Raw genomic sequence first — 20,964 nt, 5'->3', positions numbered from 1 at the left:
GCACTACCTTGCGAAGTGTGGTGGTAGCGGACGGATGGTCCGGCGGGGCTCCGCCGGCGGTCCTCTCGCGCGGCCGGCGGGGAAGCGCCCGCCAGGTCGTCCACGACGTCCTGCGCCGCCGCGTGCTGTCCCTCGAGCTCCCACCGGGGGCGCCGTTGTCGGAGAGCGAGCTGGCCGCGGAGCTGGGCGTCTCGAGGACGCCGGTCCGCGAGGCGCTCATCCTGCTCGCCGACGAGGGGCTCGTGGAGGTGGTGCCGCAGGCGGGCACGCGCGTCTCCCGGCTCAGCGTCGCGGCCGTCCGCACAGCGCAGTTCGTGCGCGAGGCCGTCGAGACGGCCGGCCTGGCGCTGGCCGTCTCCCGGGCGGGCGCCGCCGACCACCGCGCCCTCGAGGAGCTCCTCGAGCGGCAGGACCACGCGCGCCGGGAGGGCGACGTCGACGCCTTCATGGCGCTGGACGACGCCTTCCACGCGCGGCTGCTCGAGGTGGCGGGCATGGCCGGCGCCTGGTCGGTGGTCGACGAGGCGAAGACCCACCTCGACCGGGCGCGCCGACTGTCCCTGCCGGGCGACCACCGCGTCGAGGACCTGCTCGCGCAGCACCGCCTCGTCGCGCGGCACCTGCGCGACGGACGGTCCGAGGCGGCGGAGGCGACCCTGCGCGCGCACCTGCGGCTGGTGCTCGAGGACCTCGAGGGCGCCCGGGTCCGCCACCCCGGGCTCTTCGACGACGGCCCGGGGGCGTCCAGGCCGGGCCGCGTCCGCCGGACCGGTGGCCGACGAGTCCCGACGACCCCCGCGCGGCCGACCGCGCACCGCCCCGAGAGAGGTGCTCCATGACCGAGGACGTCCACGCCGCCTGGCTCCCCGACCGGGTCCTCGCGCCGCTGGGACGGGGCGGGGCGGCGCTCCTCGCCCCCGACCTGGAGGACGGCCCGGTGCTCGGCGCCGTCCGGGCCGAGCTGGAGCGGGCCGCCGCTGCCCACGGGGGCCGCATCACCACGTGGTCGCCGGGGCATGCGGTCCCCGACGTGGTCCTCGCCACGCCCGCCGGCCTCGCGGACCTCCGCCACCCGGCGGCGGAGGGGGCCGCCGCCGGCGCGGCGGACCTGTCGGACGAGGGCTGCCGCGTCGTCGCGGCCGGCGGCGCGACGGTCGTGTGCGCGCGCACCGCGACCGGGCTCCTGCGCGGCCTCTTCGCCGTCGTCCGGGCCGGCGCCCGACCCGGGGCGCGCGCCGCCGGAGCGGAGGACGTCCGCGTCGCGGTGCACGAGCCGGACGCGCCGTGGCGCGTGCTGGACCACTGGGACAACCTCGTCGAGCACCCGGTCATGGGCGTCGTCGAGCGGGGCTACGCCGGCGCGTCGCTCTTCTGGGCCGACGGGCGGGTCCGGGAGGACCTCTCCCGGGTCCGGGACTACGCGCGCCTCCTGGCCTCGACCGACGTGAACGCCGTCGGGCTCAACAACGTCAACGTGCACGCGGTCGAGGCCCGCCTGCTCATGGACGGGCTCGACGACGTCGTCCGCCTCGCGGACGTCTTCCGCCCCTACGGCATCCGCGTCCTGCTCTCGGTCTCGTTCGCGGCGCCCGTCACCGTGGGGGGGATGGACACGTCCGACCCGCTCGACGAGGGCGTCCGGCGCTGGTGGGCCGACCGCGCCGCGCAGGTGTGGGCGCGCATCCCCGACTTCGGGGGCTTCGTCGTCAAAGCGGACTCCGAGGGCCAGCCGGGTCCCTTCGCGTACGGCCGCACGCACGCCGACGGCGCGAACGCCCTCGCCCGTGCCGTCGCCCCTCACGGAGGCACGGTCTTCTGGCGCGCCTTCGTCTACGACCACCACCAGGACTGGCGGGACCGCTCCACCGACCGCGCCCGCGCGGCCCACGACCACTTCGCCCCGCTCGACGGGGACTTCGACGACGCCGTGGTGCTCCAGGTCAAGCACGGGCCGATGGACTTCCAGGTCAGGGAGCCCCTCTCGCCCGTGGTCGCGGCCATGCCGCGCACCCGGCTCGCCGTCGAGCTGCAGGTCACCCAGGAGTACACGGGCCAGCAGCAGCACGTCTGCTACCTCGGCGTCCCGTGGTCGGAGGTGCTCGGCTGGCTCCCGTGGGGGGACGGGGGCGCGAGCGTGGCCGACGTGGTGGCAGGACGCGGGCCCGGCGGGTGCGCGGCGGGTCTGGTGGCCGTGTCCAACGTCGGCCGCGACGACTTCTGGACCGGCCACCCCCTGGCCCAGGCGAACCTCTACGCCTTCGGCCGCCTCGCCGCGGAGCCCCGCCTGGACCCCCTCGAGGTGCTGCACGAGTGGATCTCGCTGACCTTCGGCGACGACGCCGACGTGGTGGCGACGGTGCACGCGCTGATGGACGACTCGTGGCGTACGTACGAGGACTGCACGGCGCCCCTCGGCGTCGGCTTCATGGTCCGTCCCGGGCACCACTACGGCCCCGACGTCGACGGGTACGAGTACACGCCCTGGGGGACGTACCACTTCGCCGACCGCGACGGCATCGGTGTCGACCGCACGCGCGCCACGGGGACCGGCTTCACGGGGCAGTACCCGCCGCCCTGGCGGGACGTCTACGAGTCACTCTCCGACTGCCCCGACGAGCTGCTGCTCTTCTTCCACCACGTGCCCTACGAGCACCGCCTCGCGGACGGGACGACGGTCGTGCAGCACGTCTACGACACGCACTTCCGGGGCGCCGAGCGGGTCGAGGAGATGGTCGCCGCCTGGGAGGACGCCGCCGGTCGCGTCGAGCCGGACGTGCACGCGCGGGTGCGCGAGCGCCTCGCCGAGCAGCTGCGCTCCGCGCGCGAGTGGCGCGACCAGGTGAACACCTACTTCTGGCGCAAGTCCGGCGTCCCGGACGCCCACGGGCGGACGATCCACTGACCACCCGCGTCGGCGGGCGCGCTCACCCCGGGGGCGCCTCCACGAACTGCTCCCCCACCTGGCGGAGCACGGGCTGCTCCCCTCGTGCGAGGAGGAAGGTCAGCACCGAGCCGAGGAGTACCACCACGCCGTCGAAGGTGACGTACGTCGTGCCGGCGACGAGCACGAGCAGCGACAGCAGGGCCAGGCTCGCCGCCGGGCGCACGACGAGGGTCAGGACGGACAGCCGAGCGGCGTCGCGCCATCGGAAGGCGTAGGAGGCGGTGATCGACAGCATCCGCAGGGCCCACAGGAGCACCACCACCCCCAGGGTCACCTGGGCCACGACGAGCGCGCCTCCACCCGGGACGGCGTCGCGGTAGGCGACCGACACCCCGAGGACAGTGAGGACGCCGAGCGCCGGCACCCAGGTCCAGAGGGCGTCGCCGACCCCCAGCCGGTACCCGCGCAGGAAGCGGCGGGCCGGTTCGTCGTCGCGGTCGGAGAGGAAGGCCCGCCAGGCGTGCAGCGCCGCCGCCACGGCCGGCCCGACGGGCACGGCGCACAGCGCGTACAGCGGGAGGTTGCTCGCCACGGGCGCCAGCAGCAGAGCGGCCACCAGCCCGGGCGCGGTGACGAGGACGAGGAGCACTTCGACCACGAGGAACCAGTGGACCACCGCCGCGAAGCGGGTCAACGGGCCCTCGCCGGGGGCCCTCACCGCTGCGGCACCCGACGGGCCACACCGTCCGGGCGGGTCGGGGGGCCCTGGCGGATCTGTGGACCCAGCCGGGTCGGGGGCGGCGTGAAGGTCGCGTCCATGGCGGCAGCGTCCTCTCCTGGGGGCGGTGGTTCGCCGGAGGGCCCGGTCCACGGGGCGTCGCCGCGGGCCCTGGACGGGCGAGGGCCCGGCCCCCTCCGGGGAGCCGGGCCCTCGCAGGCGGCTCTCAGCCGTTCGTCTCGGCGAACCGCTGCTGGGCCTCGTTGACGGTCTGCAGGTAGGCGTCCAGGTTGGACGCCTCGAGCTCGCCGATGAAGGCGTCGTAGTCGGCGATGTCGCGCTGGCCCAGGATGAACTGGAGCGTCCCCTGGCGCGTCAGGTCGGTCAGCGCCGTCTGGTAGAGCGAGACCTGCTCGCGCTCGATCTCGTCCAGCGGGTAGGGCGGCGGCACCGGGACCGACTCCTTGGAGAGCATCTCCTCCTGCCAGGCCACCTCCTCGTCGTAGAGGTTCGACAGCACGAGGTCGCGGGTGGAGCCCGAGGCGAACATGTACACGCCGTTGAAGAAGCCGTAGTCACTCTGCATGTCGGTCTGGGCGCCCGGGTTGAGGCCGGTGAAGGTGACGTCCTCCGCCGGCATGCGCTCACCACCCGTCTTGGTGTAGGTCTCCCCCTCGACCCCCCACTTGGCGAACTCCATGCCCTCGTCGGAGTAGTACAGCCAGTCGATGAACTGCATCATGGCCGTGAAGTCGTCGTTCTCCACGGCAGTCGAGGAGACCATCAGGCCGTTCTCCAGCCGCGTCCCGCCGACGACGTCGCCGGCCGGTCCAGCGGGGAGGATCGTCTTGGACAAGGCGTACGCGTCCGTCCCGACGGAGGCGTCGAGGGCAGTGCGCGCGCCGAGGATCTCCTGCGAGTTGGTGCTGATGGCGTAGGACTGCTCGTTGGCCAGCTTGGCCAGCGCGTCCTCGTCGGACTGCGTGAAGCTCTCCGGGTCCATGAGGCCGTCCTCGACGAGCCCGCGGAAGTACTCGACCATCTCGCGGTACTCGTCGGTCGTCGGCGCGAAGACGTACTCGCCGGCCTCCTCGTCCCAGACCACACCGTCCCCGAAGCCCCAGCCTCCGATCGTGCCGAACGCCGGCGCGGCGTAGTTCAGCAGCGACTCCCCCTCCCAGCGGTCGGAGAAGGGGTAGGAGGCGGGATCGCGTTCCTTCATCGCCTCGAACGCCGTGCGGAGCTCGTCCCAGGAGGTCGGCTCCTCGAGGCCGAGCTCTTCGAGGACATCGGTCCGGATGCCGACGGTGTAGTCGGGGCGCAGGTCCTGCAGGAGGCCCGGCAGGAGGTAGAACTTGCCGTCCTCCTGACGCAGGGAGTCGATCTCCTCCTCCAGCCCCCACTCCTCGACCTTGGCCTGGAAGTTCGGCATCAGCTCGACGTAGTCGCTCACGGGCAGGATGGCCCCCGACGCGACGTAGGGCGCCTCCTGCCCGGGGTAGGTGACAGGGATGAAATCAGGCGCGTCCCCAGCGCCGATGACCAGACTGCGACGCTGCTCCCAGTCGCTGAGCGGGGCGAGCGTCGTCTCCAGCGTGACGCCGTGCTCCTCCTCGAGGGTCTGGTAGAAGAGCCAGTCCGGGTCGTTGGGGTAGTTCGGGTGGTCCCGGTAGAGGAGCGAGAAGGACACCGGCTCCGTCGCCTGGAAGGTGTCCCCGACGCCGAAGTCCTCCATGGCGCCCACCGAGGACTGCTCGATGACGTCTTCGACGGCCGCGTCGTCGTCGCCGCCGGAGCAGGAGGTGAGGGTGAGGGCCAGGCCCATGGCCGCGGCCAGCGCGGTCGATCGCTGCGTTGCGAGTCTCATCGTCGTCCTTCTCGGGGTGGGTGGTCCTGGGCCTCGGTGGACCCGGTCGGGGGTCGGGGTCGTGGTCGGCGGAGTCGTGGCCGCGGGTCGAGGCCGCAGTGCTGCTCGGGCAGGGGTCGCGGGGCCCGACCGCGTGCGGCGCCGGCGCCGGGGGCTCAGCCCTTGACCGAGCCGAGCATCACGCCTGACACGAAGTACTTCTGGAGGAAGGGGTAGAGGCAGATGATGGGCAGCACCGTGAGCACCATCGTCACGGCCTGGATGTTCGCCGCGACCTGCGCGGCATCGTCCGCGCTCGCCCCCATGGAGGTCGAGGTGGTGGCGCCCGCGATCATGTTCCGCAGGTAGACGGTGACGGGGTACAGCTCCGCACGGTCCAGGTAGAGAAAGGCCTGGAACCACGAGTTCCAGAAGAAGACCGCGTAGAAGAGCACCATCGTCGCGATGACCGCCTTGCTGAGCGGCAGCACGATGCGGAAGAAGATGCCGTAGGTGGTGAGGCCGTCGATCGAGGCTGCCTCCTCCAGCTCGGCCGGCAGGTTCTCGAAGAAGGCCTTCATGACGAGCAGGTTGAAGACGCTGATGGCGTTGGGCAGCACGATGGCCCACAGCGTGTTCGTCATGCCCAGCTCGTTGATGAGCACGTAGTTGGGGATCAGTCCGCCGTTGAAGAACATCGTGAAGACGGCGACGCCGATGAGGACCGACCGCCCCTTGAGGTCCTTCTTGGAGATCGCGTAGGCGAACGTCGTCGTCAGCACCATGGCGATCGCCGTGGCGACCACCGTGTAGACGACTGTGTTCCGGTAGTTGACCCAGAACAGGGAGTCGCTCATGACGAGCCGGTAGGTCTCCACGTTGAACCCGCGCGGCACCAGGTTCACCTGGCCCGAGGTGATGGCCCCCTCCGAGGAGAAGGACTGGGCCACGATGTTGACGAAGGGGTAGAGGACCAGGCCGACCACGAGCAGCAGGACGGTCACGTTGACGACCCTGAAGACCTGATAGCCACGGCTGTCCTTGACCCGCCGGGTCGGCGGGGTGGCAGCCACCCGGCGGGTGGCGCGGTCGGGATCGGCGACGGTCACCACAGGCTCGTCCCCACTGCTCGGCGCGAGATCGCGTTGGCGGACAGGATCAACGTCAGCCCGATGACAGCCTCGAACAGGCCGATCGCCGCGGCGTAGGAGAAGTTGCTCGAGAGGATGCCCACCCGGTAGAGGTACGTGGAGATGACGTCTGCGGTGGGGTACACCAGCGGGTTGTACAGCAGCAAGATCTTCTCGAAACCGACTGCCATGAACGTGCCGATGTTGAGGACGAGCAGGGTGATCATGGTCGGGCGGATCCCGGGCAGCGTCACGTGCCACGTCTGCTTCCACCGGTTGGCGCCGTCGATGCGCGCCGCCTCGTAGAGGTTCTCGTCCACCTGGGTGAGGGCGGCGAGGTAGAGGATGGTCCCCCACCCGACGGTCTGCCAGACCTCCGAGGTGATGTAGACGGTGCGAAACCACTCGGCCTGCTGCATGAACGGGATCGAGTCCCCGCCGAAGAGCTGGACGAGCTGGTTGATCGTCCCTTGCGCCGAGGTGAGCTGGAGCACGAGGCCGGCCACGATGACGATCGATATGAAGTGCGGCAGGTAGGACACCGTCTGGACGAACCGCTTGAAGCGCTTGGAACGCAGCTCGTTGAGCAGCAACGCCAGCACGATCGGCATCGGGAACACGACGACCAGCGTGAGCGCCCCGAGGACGAGCGTGTTCTTGAAGACGTTCCAGAAGAGCGGGTCGTTGACGAAGAGCTCGAAGTACCGCAGCCCCACCCACTCGTCGCCGAAGATGCTGCCGCCGGGCCGGAAGCGCCGGAAGGCGATGACGTTGCCCAGCATGGGCAGGTAGCGGAAGACCGCGAAGAAGAGGAGGGGCAGGAGCACCAGCGAGTAGAGCCGCCAGTCGCGCTTCAGCGCGCTCCGCCACGTCCTGCGCGGCGGGCGTCGGACGGGCGTCTGCTCCTCCAGCGCCACGGCAGCCGCCTCCGACGCCCCGCCCAGGGCGGAGCCGGTGCTGCCCGACGCCCCGCCGGACGAGGACAGGGCGCTCATGTCGCCCCGTCCCGGCGCCCCGGCCGCGACGTCCGCCGCGACTTCGTTGCGCTCGCGGTGCTCTCGCCTGCTCGCACGACGCCCCCAACCCACACCCATGTGTGTCGAAAGTTTCGACCACCTTGTCGATACGTGCAGCACTGTAGGCGGCTGCGCGACGGCGGGTCAACCACCAGGACGGCCTCTCTTCCCGCCATCACCTCACACGTGGGGCCGACGAGAAGACGGAGTCAGCGCGAGCGTCCTTCTCGTGCCGTGGTGACGGTGCTAGCGTTCTCGCAAATTTCGAGCCGAGCACAGGACAAGCATGACGACGGACAGCGCGCGGCCGACCCTCGCCGCCATCGCCGCAGACGTGGGCGTCTCCGTGGCGACGGTGTCGAAGGTCCTCAACGGCAGGTCGGACGTCGCCCTCTCCACCCGCGCGCGGGTGGAGGAGACGATCGAACGCCTGAGCTACCAGCGGCGCCCCTCCCGGACGACGGGCGGGCCGCGTCTCCTCGAGCTGGTCTTCCACGAGCTCTCGACCTGGGGCGAGGAGATCATCCGCGGCGTCGAGTCGGTGGCCGGCCCGGAGCGCGTGGCGCTCGTGCTGACCGAGCTCGGCGGGGTGCACAGACCCCCCCAGGAGTGGCTCGACGACTGCCTGGCGCGACGCCCGATGGGCGTGGTGTTCGTCCTCTCCGAGGTGAGCCCGGACCAGCGCCGCCAGCTGCGGGCGCGATCCATCCCCTTCGTCGTCGTCGACACGGCGGGCGAACCGCCTCCCGAGGTGCCCACGGTGGGGTCGACCAACTGGAACGGCGCGCTGGCGGCGACGCGCCACCTGATCGAGCTCGGGCACCGCCGCCTGGCGGTGGTCACCGGCCCCGCCGACGTCCTCTGCAGCAGGGCGCGGCTCGACGGCTGCCGGACGGGGCTCGCCGAGGCCGGCCTCGACCTCGACCCCTCCCTGGTGCGGTACGGCAACTTCCACGTCGAGGGCGGGTACACCCACGGCTCCCAGCTGCTGTCGCGACCGGACCGGCCGACCGCCGTCTTCGCCGGCAGCGACTACCAGGCCCTCGGGGTGCTGCGGGCGGCGCGCGAGCTGGGGCTCCGTGTGCCCGAGGACGTCTCGGTCGTCGGGTACGACGACCTGCCCGTGGCGCGGTGGATCGGTCCGGCGCTGACGACCGTCCGCCAGCCCCTGCAGGAGATGGCCGGCACGGCGACGCGCATGGTGCTCGACCTGGCCCGCGGCGAACGTCTGGCCACGCCGCGCATCGACCTCGCCACCGAGCTCGTCGTCCGCGAGAGCACGGCGCCGCCCAGCCCGGTGCACCGATGAGGCAGGCGGAGTCCTGGGTGCACACCTGGGCGTGCACGCCCCGGCGGAGCGAGGCGTCGGACCTCCCCCCGACCCCCCCGGGCGACGGCTCGGGCACGACCCTCCGGCAGACCGTCCGCACGTCCGTGGGAGGGCGGCGCCTGCGCGTGCGCCTGTCGAACGCCTTCGGCGACGAGGAGCTGCGGGTGGCACGCGCCGTCATCGCCCGCCCCGTCGGGGACCGGTCGGGCGCGAGCGCCGTCGAACCGAGGTCCCCGCTCCCGCTGACCTTCGGAGGACGCCCCGACGTGCGCGTGCCCGTGGGAGCCCTGGTCGTCTCCGACCCCGTCGACGTCGTCACGTCGGCGAGGTCGGCACTCACGCTCACCACGCACCTGCTCGGCGAGGCGTCCCGGTGGGGGCTCACGAGCCACCCGGGATCCCGCACGACGTCGCACGTGCTGGCGGGCGACCGCGCCGGTGACGAGGACCTGCCCGGCGCTGCGCCCGTCGAGCACTGGTACTGCCTGGCGGGGATGGAGGTCGTCCCCGAGAGGCCCACCCGGGTCGTCGTCGTCCTCGGCGACTCGCTCAGCGACGGGAGGGGCTCGACCACCGACGGCGACGACCGGTGGCCGGACCTGCTCGTCGCGCGGCTCCAGGCGGCGGGCCGCACCGATGTGGCCGTCGTCAACGCGGCGGGCGGAGGTGGCCGCGTGCTGGCCGACGGCCTCGGGCCGAGCGCCCTGGCGCGCTTGGACCGGGACGTCCTCGCCGTCAGCGGTGCCGCCTGGCTCCTCGTGCTGGCCGGGGTCAACGACCTGGGGACCGCTGCCCCGACGGCGGAAGCCCAGCGGGAGGTCGCCGAGGATCTCGTGCGCGGCTACGAGCAGCTCGTCGTCCGTGCGCGGGCCCGGGGGCTGCGGACCCTCGGCGCCACGCTGCTCCCCTTCGGGGGCCACGTCGACTACGACGACCCGGAAGGGCAGCGGGAGGGCAGCCGCGGCGTGGTCAACGAGTGGGTGCGCACGAGCGGATGCTTCGACGCCGTCGTCGACCTCGACCGCGCCGCGCGCGACCCGGCCCGGCCCGGCCGCCTCCGGCCGGCCCTCGACGGCGGGGACCACCTGCACCTGGGCCCCGCCGGCTACGCCGCTCTGGCCGCGGCCGTGCCGCTGGACCTGTTCGAGCCGCCGGAGCCGGCCTGACAGGTCCTCCTGGTCGGTGGCGTCGCACGAGGCCGCGCGGGTCAGCGGTAGCGGTACAACCGGACCCGCTGGACGGTCATGCGTCCGGGCGGCAGCCGGACGTGCCGTCCCTGGTGGGTCTCGTCGCCGTTCAGCCAGCGCAGGTGCCGCCAGGCCCCGTCCTCGTCGAAGCGACCTTCTTCGCAGCTGAGGATGCCGACGCGCTCCTGGCCGAGCTGCGTCGGCGAGAAGGTGATCGTCACCCCGATCCCGCCGACCACCAGCTCGTCCTGGCCCGTCCGGACGACGACGGCGCCCGCCGGCAGTCGCCGGCCGTCCGTCGACCGGTCACCGGCCTCGTTGATCACGCCGTCCGCGAGGCTGGGCGCGGACTGACGTTCGTAGGTCACGTCGAGGACCACCTCACCGACTCGCACCCGGTGCGGCGTGCGCATGTCGTCGGCCGGCGGCAGCAAGCCGGTCATGCGACCGTCTCCCGCGTGGGCCGTCATCAGCGGCGTCAGCTGGCGCACGACGTCGTTGGCTGCGGCGAGCAGCTCCGCCGCGTCACCCTCGATCGACTCGATGCCGAAGGGCGAGAAGCCGATCGCCGAGTGGGCGCCGTAGGCGTAGAGGGCGTTGGCGGCCGCGTCGACGCTGCGGAGGGCCTCCGGGACGAAGAGCGGGTCACCGGTGCGCGCGTACCTGCCGGCCCAGCCCGCGAAGTCGGGGAAGTAGATGTCGGGGGCGATGAAGTCCAGGGACGGCGCGCCCGCGCGCCAGACGTCCACCAGGTGGGGCAGCGGGCCTGCGCTGGGGTACTGACCGGGCAGCGCCCCAGGTCGGACGAGCGCCGCGTTCGTGTACATGGGCAGGTCCAGCTCGGCCTTGCCCGCCTCGACGACCGCCTGCACGTAGCGGGCGAAGTGCCAGGCCATGAAGAGCTCATCGGTGGCGGGGCCCTCTCCCAGTGCATCGGCCCAGCTGCCGCCCCCGGTCGAGGCCAGGGCCTCCCACGCCGGGGCCAGCTCCGGCGCCAGGCGCCCGCCGTGCTCCCGTACGTGGGCGAGCAGCTCCGCCGGCACCGAGGACGTGAAGGCCGCCTCTGCCTCCGGGGACCGGTCGCGCGCCTCGGGGATCATGCCGATCTCGTTCTCGACCTGCACGAGGACGACCGTGTGTCGCCGGTCGTGCTCGCGCAGGTGCCTCATCAGAGCGGCGAAGACCCTCGCGTCGGCGTCGCGGTTGGCGGTGCTGAAGGGGGTGAGCATCTCCAGCGGCTCGCCGGTCGAGGTCCGGCACCGCGGGAAGCGGTCGACGTCGCTCTTCACCCAGTCCGGCGCGTAGCAGGACATGCTGTTCTTCCAGGTGCCGAACCAGAGGACCACCAGCCGCATCCGGTGCTCCTGCACGTCTTCGACGAGTTCGTCGACGCTGCTCCAGTCGAAGGTGCCCTCCACCGGCTCCACCAGGTCCCAACGCACCGGCGCCACGACCGTGTTGAGCCCGAGCGCCTCGAGCTTCGGCCAGGAGCTGCGCAGGTGCGCGCGTTCGGCGCTCGAGTTCCCCAGCTCACCGCCGCGGACGAGGAAGGGCGCACCGTCGACGACCAGCTGGGTGGCGTCCCCGGAGCGCTGCAGTCTCGGCAGCGACCCGGGTCCCTCGCCCGGGCGGTCCCCGGGCCCTTGTCCTGGTGCCTCGCGCATGGGCCGCGAGTCTGGCACGCCCGGGTCCGACCTCAGCCGTCGCGGCGTGGTGGTGGGGCGTCCTGGGCGAGGAGGTCGGGCGAGAGATCGACCGCGCGCGGCGCGCCGACCTGCTGCAGCACGAGGGCCAGCTCGTCGGTGAGCCGCCGCAGGACGTCGGCGACGCCCGCCTCCCCGTCGGCCGCCAGCCCCCACATCGCCGGGCGGCCGACGAAGGCGGCGCGCGCGCCGAGCGCGAGCGCCGCCGCCACGTGGCCGCCGGAGCGCAGGCCGCTGTCGACGAGGACCTCGGCGCGGTCCCCCACCGCGGCGACCACCTCCGGCAGCGCGCGCAGCGCCGTGACCGACGTGCCGAGCCGCCGCCCGCCGTGGGTGGACACGACGACCCCCGCGGCCCCGGCGTCGACGCAGCGCGCCGCGTCGTCGCCGCGCAGGACGCCCTTGACGAGGACGGGCAGGCCGGAGAGCTCGCGCAACCAGCCGACGGTCCCGGCGTCGAGGTCGCGAGCCGTGCCCGTCGCCCCCTCCTCGCGGTCGGCGAGGTCCTCGGCCGTCAGGGCCGTCGCCCGCTCCCGGGCCGGCCCGGGCGGCCACTCGGTCGGCTCGACCCCGGGGACGGTCGAGGCGAGCGCCGTCGTGTCGAGCGTGAGCACCAGCGCCCGGGCACCCGCGGCGGCGGCGCGCTCCACGAGCAGGCGGGTCAGCCCCCGGTCCCGCATGACGTAGACCTGGTACCACCAGGGCGCCCCCGTGGCCGTGACGGCGTCGAAGGGCACGGCGGTGTTGGTCGAGACGCCGAGCAGCGAGCCCGCCGCCGCGACGGCGCGGCCGGTGGCCGCCTCGCCCTCGGGGTGGGCCGCCACCTGCTGCGCCATGGGCGCGACGAGGACGGGGGTGCGGAGCTGGGTGCCGAGGACGGTCGTCGAGAGGTCGACGGCGCTCGTGTCCGTGAGCACGCGCGGCCGCCACCGCAGCGCCTGCCACCCCGCCAGCTCCTCCGCCAGGCACTCGCCGGCGCCGGCGCCGGCGGCGTAGTAGCCCGCCACGTGCGCGGGCAGCACGGCGCGCGCCCGCTCCTCCAGGTCCTCCAGCCACGTCACGCCCGCGAGCATCCCCCGGGCAGCGGCGCAGCGGGGGGCACGGTCGTGCTGGACGCGCCGCCGAGGGGCCGCCGCGCCGGAGCCCGCTGTCGGTGGTCCGCGCTAACGTCCCCGCACCGCGGCCGACGGCGGCCGCGACCGGGTCAGGGAGAGGCCATGACCACGCTCGAGGGCCGCAGGGGCACGGCGCTGCCCGTCGTCGACGTCCAGGTGGACGTCGTCGCCGGCGCGCACGACCGCGACGCCGTGGTGGGCCGCGTCGCCCGCCTGGTGGAGAGGGCCCGCGCGGCGGACGTGCCCGTCGTCTGGGTCCAGCACTCCGACGCCGGGCTGGTGAGCGGCAGCCCGGGGTGGCAGCTGGTGCCCGAGCTCGCGCGGGGCGACCACGAGGCCCTGGTGCCCAAGGAGCACGGCGACTCCTTCGAGGGCACCGACCTCGAGGAGGTGCTGGCCTCGGTGGGCGCCGGGCACCTCGTCGTCGCCGGCGCGCAGACCGACGCGTGCATCCGCTCCACCGTCCACGGCGCCTTCACCCGTGGCTACGACGTCACGCTCGTCGGCGACGCCCACACCACGGAGGACCTCAGCGCCCACGGCGCCCCGCCGCCGGCGGCCGTCGTCGCCCACACGAACCTCTACTGGCAGCGCCAGACGGCGCCGGGGCGCACGGCCCGCGTGGTCACGGCCGAGGAGGTGCGCCTCGACGGCTGAGCTGCGGGCGGCCGGGGTCAGGCGCTCGCCGGCTGGTCCCGGTCGTGCACCTGCGCGGGCGGGTGGGTGGCCTCGACGGCGGTGAAGGGCTCGAGGATCGCGTAGGCGTGCACGGCGCCCTTCGGCACGACCCACGAGTCGCCGGCCTCGAGGACCACGACCTGGCCCTCGCTGCGCAGCTCGGCGCGGCCGGCGATGACGTAGCCGACCGTCTCGTACTCGCGGGCCACCTCGGGCTCCGGGTCCCCGGGCGGCTGCTCGCGCCACATCCGCATGCTCGTCGTCGCCCCGCTGGCGAGGTGCACCTGCCCCATGGCGCCGCGCGGGGAGTGCGCGCTGTCGACCTTGATGATCGTCGTGTCACCCATGCCGCGACGCTACGGCCGCCCCGCGGCGGCAGCGAGCCGCGGCCGCAGGAGCGGTTCACTAGGAGCGGCGGCGAGGACGTCCACGGGCGTGACCGTGCACGGTCACGCTCGTGGACGTCGTCGGCTGCAGGGGCGACCGCTCACGCCCCCCGTGACGGGCGCGACGGCCCGGTCACGCGGTCCAGCCACTCCCGCAGCAGCGCCCGCTCCGCCGGGCTGAGCTCGTCGAGCCCCGGGAGCTCGGCGCGCAGGGCGTTGGCCGCGGGCACGGCGCCCGCCGCCGGGCGCTCGACGGCGTCGGTCGTGACGGCGGCCATGACGGCGTCGAAGGTGCTGCGCGACAGCGCGGCGTCGCGCTCCCCCTCCTCGAGCCCGAGGAGCGTGAGGACGACGCCGCAGGCGGCCGCGTGCACCATGTCGGCGGCGAGCTGCACGTCGACGCGCAGGCGCCCCGCAGCGGCGATCGCCGTCATCCGGGAGCGCAGCACGCCGAGCGCCCGCGACGCCGCCTCGGGCCGCCGCCCCGGGACCGGGTCGCCGTACATGAGCGAGAACAGCGCGGGGTTGGCGAGGCCGAAGCCCACGTGGAGGTCCCAGCCCGCGCGGAGCTCGGCCACCGGGTCACCGCCCCGCGCAGGTGGCTTCGCGGCGAGGTAGGTCGCGTACCCGTGCTCGGCGACGGCGGCGAGCAGGCCCGCCTTGTCGCCGAAGAGGCGGTAGATCGTCGGCGCCTGCGTCCCCGCGGCGGCCGCGACCGCCCGGGTCGAGACCGCGTCCCGACCGCCCTCGGCGAGCAGGTCGAGCGTCGCGCGGACGACGTCGTCGCGCAGGCGCCCCCGGCCCGCCTCGGCGACCGCTGGTCCCTCTCCGACGTCCTGGCTCATGGTTCCGATGGTAACTCGCGCTTGCTAACGACGGACACCGGCGCTTACGGTCGTGACGTTATCGACGGAAGCACGAGAGGGAGAACACCGTGATCATCGTCACCGGAGCCACCGGCCAGCTCGGCCGCGCCAGCGTCGAGCACCTGCTCGAGCGCGTCCCCGCCTCCGAGGTGGGGGTCAGCGTCCGCCACCCGGAGCGGGCCCAGGACCTCGCCGACCGCGGCGTCCGCGTCCGCCGCGGCGACTTCACCGAGCCGTCGACCCTGGCCGCCGCCTTCGAGGGCGCGACGCAGGTGCTGCTCGTCTCCGGCCCGACGGGCGCGGAGTCGCACGTCGCGGCGGTCGACGCCGCCGTCGCCGCCGGCGCCCGGCGCGTCGTCTACACCTCGCACATGGCCGCCGGCGCGACCCCGGCGCCGGTCTTCATGCCGGCCGTCGGCCACGCCGAGACCGAGCGCCACCTCGAGCGCAGCGGCGTCGCGTCCACGGCCCTGCGCGACGGCTTCCACGCCACCAGCGCGCTGCACATGCTGGGCCGCGGCGTCGAGACGGGCGAGCTGCGCCTGCCCGAGGGCGGGCCCGTCTGCTGGACGGCGCAGGACGACCTCGGCGTCGCCGCCGCCGTCGCCCTCACCGCGCCGGAGCGCCTGTCGGGCACCACGCCCCCGCTCACGGGCTCCGAGCTGCTCGACATGGACGAGGTCGCCGACGTCGTCGCCGAGCTGACGGGCCGCCCGCTGCGGCGGACCACCGTGTCGGACGAGGACTTCCTCGCGGAGCTCGTGGCGGGTGGCACGCCGGAGGCGTACGCGCCGCTCGCGCTCACCTTCTTCACCGCCGGGCGCCGCGGCGACTTCGCCGTCACCGACCCGACCCTCGCCGAGGTCCTCGGCCGCGAGCCGGTGCGCCTGCGCGACGTGCTGGCCGCCCAGCTCGGCGTCGCCGCACCCGCCGGCGCCTGACCAGCCCCCGTCCGGACGGAGCCGTCCACGAGCACCGACGGCGGGGCCGTCCACGAGCACGACCGCGCACGGTCACGCTCGTGGACGGCCCCGGGCTCACACCGGCCCGGCGACGTCCTCGGACGCCTGCGCCGCCGGCAGCTCGGCCGGCGCGTAGACGAGCCGGAGCACCCCGGTCGGCAGCGCCTGGGAGGTCAGCAGCCGCAGGGGCTGCAGCTCGTCGCCCTCGTCGAAGAGCCGCCCGCCGCGGCGGGCGGCCACCGGGTGCACGAGCAGGCGCAGCTCGTCGAGCACCCCGGCGGCGAGGAGCTGGCGCACCACCGAGGGGGACCCCGCGACGAGCACCTTCCCCACCGACGCGTCCTCCCGCAGGGCCCGCACCGCGGCGACGACGTCGGGCGCCGCCTCCGCGTTCCGCCACCCCAGGTCGTGCGCGCCCCGCGTCGCGACGACCTTGCGGACGTCGCCGAGCTGCCGGGCGAAGTCGGCGTCCTCCCCGCCGGCGGCCTCGCGGTCGGGCCAGGCGCCGGCGAAGCTCTCGTAGGTCACGCGACCGAGGACGAGGACGTCGACGTCCTCGTAGTCCTCGTCCACCGCCGCCCCCACGGCGTCGTCGAAGTAGGGGAAGTGCCAGGCAGGGTCGACCTCCACGACACCGTCGAGGGCGGAGAACAGGGTCGAGACGACGATCGCCACGGGGACCTCCCGGCCGTCGCGCCCGTCCGGCGCGGGCGCTGGTGAGGGGAGGACCGGCGGGGCCGCCGGGACTCATCGCCCCGCGCGCGGTCGGCTCGCCCCACGGCCCCTCCCCGGCGCAGCGGTGGAGCCACGGCGCCATCAGGCGCGCCGTCGCTCCACCGCTGGTCTCCCTCCGCCGCCGGCGGCGTCAGCGCCGGACGGTGCTCATGTCCGGGTAGCGGTCGCCGGCGCTCGCGCCGACGGGCAGCACGGCCTCGAGCCGGTCGAGCTCCTCGCGCGTGAGCTCGACGTCGACGGCCGCCACGTTCTCCGCGAGGTAGCTGCGGCGCTTCGTGCCCGGGATCGGGACGACGTCGGGCCCCTTCGCCAGCAGCCAGGCCAGGGCCACCTGGCCCGCCGTCGCGCCCTTCGCGTCCGCGAGCGCCCGCACCTCGTCGACGAGCTGGAGGTTGCGCGTCATGTTCTCGCCCTGGAAGCGCGGGTTGGCGCGGCGGAAGTCGTCCTCGGCCAGGTCGTCGGTGCTGCGGATCGCCCCGGAGAGGAAGCCCCGGCCGAGCGGGGAGTAGGGCACGAAGCCGATGCCCAGCTCGCGCGTCGTCGCGAGGACGCCGTCCTCCTCGACGTCGCGGGTCCACAGCGACCACTCGGTCTGCAGCGCGGTGACGGGGTGCGTCGCGTGGGCCCGCCGGATGCTCTCGGGCGCCGCCTCGCTGATGCCGAGGTGGCGCACCTTGCCCGCCCGGACGAGCTCGGCCATGGCGCCCCACGTGTCCTCCACGGGCACGGAGGTGTCGACGCGGTGCTGGTAGTAGAGGTCGATGACGTCGACGCCGAGCCGCTGCAGGCTGGCGTCGCACGCCGACCGCACGTACTCGGGGCGCCCGTTGACGCGGAACCCGCCGTCGGGCAGGGCCTCGTTGCCGAACTTCGTGGCGAGGACGACCTCGTCGCGGCGCGAGGCGATCGCCCGGCCGACGAGCTCCTCGTTCGTGAACGGGCCGTACATGTCGGCGGTGTCGAGGAGGGTGACGCCGGCGTCGAGCGCCGCGTGGACCGTCGCGGTCGACTCGTCCTCGTCGAGGGCGCCGTAGAAGGCGCTCATGCCCATGCAGCCGAGGCCGAGGGACGAGACGGTCAGCTCCGTGCCGTTCGCGGCGCTGCCGAGCGTGCGGGTCGGGATGGTGTCTGCCATGCCACCAGCGTGCGCCTCGGCGGGCGGCACGGCTCGGCGAGAGGTGTCGAGCGAGGCCGTCAGACCTTCCCGCGAAGGATGCGGTGCCAGTAGAGGACCGGCAGCCCGTACCGGTCGAACAGCCAGGTGAGCCGCCGGGGGCGGAAGCGGCGCAGGACCGGCAGGTGCCGGGGCCGCGGGCCTTTCCGGTCCCGCTCCACGAGCACGAGCCGCCGGTGGCTCGTCGTCACCGGCATGACGGTGAAGCCGTCGTAGTGGTGGAGCTTCCTCCCCTTCGCCACCGCCGTGAGGTTCTTCGCGAGGACGTCGACCTGCTTGCGCAGCCCACCGCCCGAGGAGCTCGTGGCCATGGCGGCGACGTCGCCGATGGCCCACACGGCGTCCGACGCGCGGGAGCGCAGGGTCTCCGGGTCGACGTCGACCTGCCCGGCGGGCGTCCCGAGCCCGGCGTCGGACACCCAGCGCGGCCCCCGGTAGTGGGGGACGACGTGCGCGTGGGCGAGGTCGTCGAGCCGCACCGTCCCCGTGGACGTCGTCAGCTCGACGGACCGCAGGACCGGGTCGACGCGGGCCACCCGGGTGCCGCGCAGGACGCGGACGCCGTACCGCTCGAAGGCCCGCTCGAGGCGGGCGTCGGCCATCGGCACCTCGGTCACGTGCTCGCCCGGCAGGGCGAGGACGACGTCGAGGTCGTCGAGGACTCCCGCACGCCGCCACGCGTCGCACGCCATGAGCAGGGGCTTCAGCGCGGTGGCCGCGCAGGGCGCCGGCTCGGGCGGGACGGTGAAGAGCACGGTGCCGGAGCGCACGCCGCGCAGGGCCGGCCAGACGAGGGGGGCCGCGCTCGGGACGTACGTCGAGGTGGCCCAGCCGGCCGTGTACGCCGACTGCAGGCCCGGGGTGTCCTCCCAGTCCTCCTGCGTGCCGGGGCAGACGACGAGCGTCGTGTACCGCAGGCGACGGCCGCGGCCGGTCGTCACGACCTTCGCCGCGGGGTCGACGGAGGCCACCGCGTCCCGCACCCAGCGGACGCCGTCTGGGACGACGCGGCCCATGGGCTTCTCGAGCGAGCGCATCGACGCCTCGCCCGCGCCCACGTAGTTGAGCAGGGGCCGGTAGCGGTGCACGGGCGAGGGCTCGACGAGGACGACGTCGCGCCACCCGTCCCGCCGCAGGCGGGCGGCCAGGGAGATCCCGGCGTTGCCGCCGCCCACGACGAGCACCTCGGCCCGGTCGGCGGTCGGGTCGGGCAGTGCGGGGGCGCGCGGGGGCGAGAGGGTCACCCCTCGACCATGGGCGCCCCCGCCCGCGCCTGCCACTCGTCCCGTGCCGCTCGCCCGTGCCGGTCAAGCCGTCGCCGGCCCGGCGGACCCGCCCCCGACCCTGCGGCCGCCGGGAGGCGTCCGCGGTGGCCCGGGCGCGAGACCACCCGCCGCCGGGGAGGACGAGCTCGTCACGGGAGCACCCGGCGAGCCGCTGACCTGCGGCGACGCTCCGTCGCCGCGGCTTCGTCCTCCCCGTCGGCAGCCGGTGGCGGCCGCCTCACCAGCCCAGCGGGCCGTGCCGGTCGGTGTAGGTGCCGGTGGGGCCGTCGGCGCCGATCGTCGCCATGCGCACGATGACCTCGGCGCCCTCCTCGACGGTCTGCGGGCCGCTGTGGCCGTTGAACTCCGTGGCGGTGTAGCCCGGGTCGACGCAGTTGACCCGCAGCTCGGGCAGGGCGGCGGCCCACTGGCTGGTCAGCATGTTGAGGGCGGCCTTGGACGACGTGTACGCGGGCGCCTGGAAGGAGCTCTCGACGCGTCCCGGCTCGGACGTGACGGCGTGGGAGCCGAGGCCGCTCGAGACGTTGACGACGACGCCGGCCGGCGAGCGCCGCAGGAGCGGCAGGAAGGCGTGCAGCACGCGGACCGGTCCGAGGACGTTGACGGCGAAGACCTCCTCCACGTCCGCGGCCGTGATGTCGGGCGTGGGGGCGGAGGTGCCGGAGACGCCGGCGTTGTTGACGAGGACGTCGAGGGAGCCGCCGGTCGCGGCGGCGACGTGCTCGGCGGCCGCGGCGGCGCTGGCGTCGTCGGTCACGTCGAGCTGGACGAAGCGGGCGCCGAGGGCGTCGGCGGCCTCGCGGCCCCGCCCCTCGTCGCGGGCCGCGACCCAGACGTCGTGGCCGAGGTCGCGCAGCTGGCGGGCGGACTCGCGGCCCAGGCCCTTGTTGGCTCCGGTGATGAGGATGGTGGACATGGCGACCACGCTGCGCCCGGCGCGGACGGCGCACAACGGGTCGGTCGGAGGTACCACCACCGGTCCCACCCTCGCCGCCCGTCCCACCCCGCCCGCCCGGCACCGCCTGCCCCCGGCCCGGGGCGGTGGCAGCATCACGGGCGTGCACGAGGACCTGGCCGCCTGCCTGCGGGCGTGGCGCTCCCGCCTCGACCCTGCGGACGTGGGCCTGCCCCGCAGCGGCTCGCGCCGGGCGACGGGCCTGCGCCGCGAGGAGGTCGCGGCCCGGGCGGGCATCTCGGTGAACTACCTCGTGCGCCTCGAGCAGGGGCGGGCGCAGGCGCCGTCGGCCTCCGTCGTCGCCGCGCTCGCCCGGGCGCTGCGCCTGCCGGGCGACGAGGCCGAGCACCTGCACCTGCTGGCCGGGCTCGCCGCCCCGCTGGGTCGGACGGCCGACCGGACGATGTCGCCGTCCCTGCGACGCCTCGTCGAGCGCTTCGACGACGTGCCGCTCATCGTCGTCGACGTCGCGTGGGACGTCGTCGCCGCGAACGAGCTGGCCACCGCCTTCCTCTCCGAGGACGACCCCGTGGGCCAGAACGCCGCCTGCCGGCAGTTCCTCGGCGCCCCGTGGGGCGAGCGGGCGCCCGCGGACGACGCGGCCTTCGAGCGCGACCTCGTCGGCGAGCTGCACCGCCAGCGCGTCCGGCACCCCGACGACGAGCGCCTGGGCGCCGTCGTCGCGCAGCTGCGCGCCGGCTCGCCGCGCTTCGCCGCGCTGTGGGACCAGCGGCCGGCGGGAGTCCACACGGTCTCGCGCAAGACCTTCACGCACCCGGACGTCGGGCGGGTGACGGTGGACTGCGACGTGCTCGAGGCCCGCGGCACCGACCTGCGGGTCGTCGTGTGGACCGCAGCCCCCGGGACGCCCGACGGCGACGCCATCGCCCGGCTGCACCGGCAGCGGCGCCCCGCGGCGACCGTCGGGTGACCGCGGCTGCGGACGTCCGCGGACTCGCGACGGCGCCCGGGGCCGGCCGGCCCCGGGCGCCG

19 protein-coding genes are annotated in these 20,964 nt (G+C 74.6%); 7 read left to right on the top strand and 12 right to left on the bottom strand.

Going from position 1 to position 20,964, the window contains the following annotated elements; translation table 11 throughout:
- Positions 1-20: 20 nt before the first annotated feature.
- Positions 21-839 (top strand): GntR family transcriptional regulator, encoded by an 819-nt coding sequence (locus tag Q0789_RS03955; RefSeq protein WP_298802343.1) that lies wholly within the window; start codon positions 21-23, stop codon positions 837-839.
- A complete protein-coding gene (locus Q0789_RS03950; protein ID WP_298802341.1) occupies positions 836-2,902 on the top strand; it encodes an alpha-glucuronidase in 2,067 nt (688 codons plus the stop codon). Before Q0789_RS03955 ends, Q0789_RS03950 begins: the two co-directional genes overlap by 4 nt.
- A gap of 22 nt (positions 2,903-2,924) precedes the next feature.
- Here the strand turns inward: Q0789_RS03950 and Q0789_RS03945 are convergent, their stop codons facing one another.
- From Q0789_RS03945 to Q0789_RS03930, 4 genes are all read right to left on the bottom strand, one after another.
- Positions 2,925-3,578, bottom strand: a complete 654-nt coding sequence (locus Q0789_RS03945) for a hypothetical protein (protein ID WP_298802339.1) — start codon at positions 3,576-3,578, stop codon at positions 2,925-2,927.
- A 250-nt stretch (positions 3,579-3,828) separates the two neighbouring features.
- A complete protein-coding gene (locus Q0789_RS03940; RefSeq protein ID WP_298802337.1) occupies positions 3,829-5,469 on the bottom strand; it encodes an extracellular solute-binding protein in 1,641 nt (546 codons plus the stop codon).
- A 155-nt stretch (positions 5,470-5,624) separates the two neighbouring features.
- Complete coding sequence (locus Q0789_RS03935) at positions 5,625-6,560, bottom strand: carbohydrate ABC transporter permease (RefSeq protein WP_363325908.1); 936 nt, start codon at positions 6,558-6,560, stop codon at positions 5,625-5,627.
- A complete protein-coding gene (locus tag Q0789_RS03930; RefSeq protein WP_298802333.1) occupies positions 6,554-7,573 on the bottom strand; it encodes a sugar ABC transporter permease in 1,020 nt (339 codons plus the stop codon). The genes Q0789_RS03935 and Q0789_RS03930 overlap by 7 nt, the downstream gene beginning before the upstream one ends.
- Before the next feature lie 307 nt (positions 7,574-7,880).
- On the opposite strand from Q0789_RS03930, the gene Q0789_RS03925 reads away from it, so the two are divergent.
- Both Q0789_RS03925 and Q0789_RS03920 read left to right on the top strand, forming a co-directional pair.
- Entirely contained in the window at positions 7,881-8,903 is a 1,023-nt protein-coding gene (locus Q0789_RS03925; protein WP_298802332.1) for a LacI family DNA-binding transcriptional regulator, read from the top strand.
- 125 nt (positions 8,904-9,028) lie between these two features.
- A complete protein-coding gene (locus Q0789_RS03920; protein WP_298802330.1) occupies positions 9,029-10,090 on the top strand; it encodes an SGNH/GDSL hydrolase family protein in 1,062 nt (353 codons plus the stop codon).
- 41 nt (positions 10,091-10,131) lie between these two features.
- On the opposite strand, the gene Q0789_RS03915 is transcribed toward Q0789_RS03920, so the two are convergent.
- Positions 10,132-11,775 (bottom strand): DUF5597 domain-containing protein, encoded by a 1,644-nt coding sequence (locus Q0789_RS03915; protein ID WP_298802328.1) that lies wholly within the window; start codon positions 11,773-11,775, stop codon positions 10,132-10,134.
- A 32-nt stretch (positions 11,776-11,807) separates the two neighbouring features.
- Complete coding sequence (locus tag Q0789_RS03910) at positions 11,808-12,875, bottom strand: alpha-hydroxy acid oxidase (RefSeq protein WP_298802327.1); 1,068 nt, start codon at positions 12,873-12,875, stop codon at positions 11,808-11,810.
- 156 nt (positions 12,876-13,031) lie between these two features.
- On the opposite strand from Q0789_RS03910, the gene Q0789_RS03905 reads away from it, so the two are divergent.
- Positions 13,032-13,586, top strand: coding sequence for an isochorismatase family protein (locus Q0789_RS03905; RefSeq protein ID WP_298802325.1), 555 nt, complete (start codon positions 13,032-13,034; stop codon positions 13,584-13,586).
- A gap of 17 nt (positions 13,587-13,603) precedes the next feature.
- Here the strand turns inward: Q0789_RS03905 and Q0789_RS03900 are convergent, their stop codons facing one another.
- Both Q0789_RS03900 and Q0789_RS03895 read right to left on the bottom strand, forming a co-directional pair.
- Positions 13,604-13,954, bottom strand: coding sequence for a cupin domain-containing protein (locus tag Q0789_RS03900; protein ID WP_298802322.1), 351 nt, complete (start codon positions 13,952-13,954; stop codon positions 13,604-13,606).
- 140 nt (positions 13,955-14,094) lie between these two features.
- A complete protein-coding gene (locus Q0789_RS03895) occupies positions 14,095-14,838 on the bottom strand; it encodes a TetR/AcrR family transcriptional regulator (protein ID WP_298802320.1) in 744 nt (247 codons plus the stop codon).
- Positions 14,839-14,927: 89 nt separating this feature from the next.
- Between Q0789_RS03895 and Q0789_RS03890 the strand changes: the two genes are divergently transcribed.
- Entirely contained in the window at positions 14,928-15,800 is an 873-nt protein-coding gene (locus Q0789_RS03890) for an NAD(P)H-binding protein (protein WP_298802318.1), read from the top strand.
- Between the two features lie 96 nt (positions 15,801-15,896).
- Here Q0789_RS03890 and Q0789_RS03885 read toward each other — a convergent pair whose 3' ends face one another.
- From Q0789_RS03885 to Q0789_RS03870, 4 genes are all read right to left on the bottom strand, one after another.
- A complete protein-coding gene (locus Q0789_RS03885) occupies positions 15,897-16,496 on the bottom strand; it encodes a dihydrofolate reductase family protein (RefSeq protein WP_298802316.1) in 600 nt (199 codons plus the stop codon).
- Between the two features lie 190 nt (positions 16,497-16,686).
- The gene (locus Q0789_RS03880) at positions 16,687-17,691 is read right to left on the bottom strand and encodes an aldo/keto reductase (RefSeq protein ID WP_298802314.1); all 1,005 of its coding nucleotides are present in this window, start codon (positions 17,689-17,691) and stop codon (positions 16,687-16,689) included.
- A 59-nt stretch (positions 17,692-17,750) separates the two neighbouring features.
- Positions 17,751-18,974 carry an FAD/NAD(P)-binding oxidoreductase gene (locus Q0789_RS03875; protein ID WP_298802312.1) on the bottom strand — a complete coding sequence of 408 codons (1,224 nt, stop codon included), beginning with the start codon at positions 18,972-18,974 and terminating at the stop codon, positions 17,751-17,753.
- A gap of 259 nt (positions 18,975-19,233) precedes the next feature.
- Positions 19,234-19,932 (bottom strand): SDR family NAD(P)-dependent oxidoreductase, encoded by a 699-nt coding sequence (locus Q0789_RS03870; protein ID WP_298802310.1) that lies wholly within the window; start codon positions 19,930-19,932, stop codon positions 19,234-19,236.
- Here Q0789_RS03870 and Q0789_RS03865 point away from each other — a divergent pair.
- Positions 19,931-20,902, top strand: a complete 972-nt coding sequence (locus tag Q0789_RS03865; protein WP_298802307.1) for a helix-turn-helix transcriptional regulator — start codon at positions 19,931-19,933, stop codon at positions 20,900-20,902. The two genes, Q0789_RS03870 and Q0789_RS03865, sit on opposite strands and share 2 nt — an antisense overlap.
- Positions 20,903-20,964 lie beyond the last annotated feature (62 nt).

This window comes from uncultured Pseudokineococcus sp. (assembly GCF_947499845.1).
Classification (GTDB): domain Bacteria; phylum Actinomycetota; class Actinomycetes; order Actinomycetales; family Quadrisphaeraceae; genus Pseudokineococcus.
The sequence above is the reverse complement of the archived record's forward strand: the minus strand, read 5'-3'. Positions and strand labels throughout refer to the sequence as shown.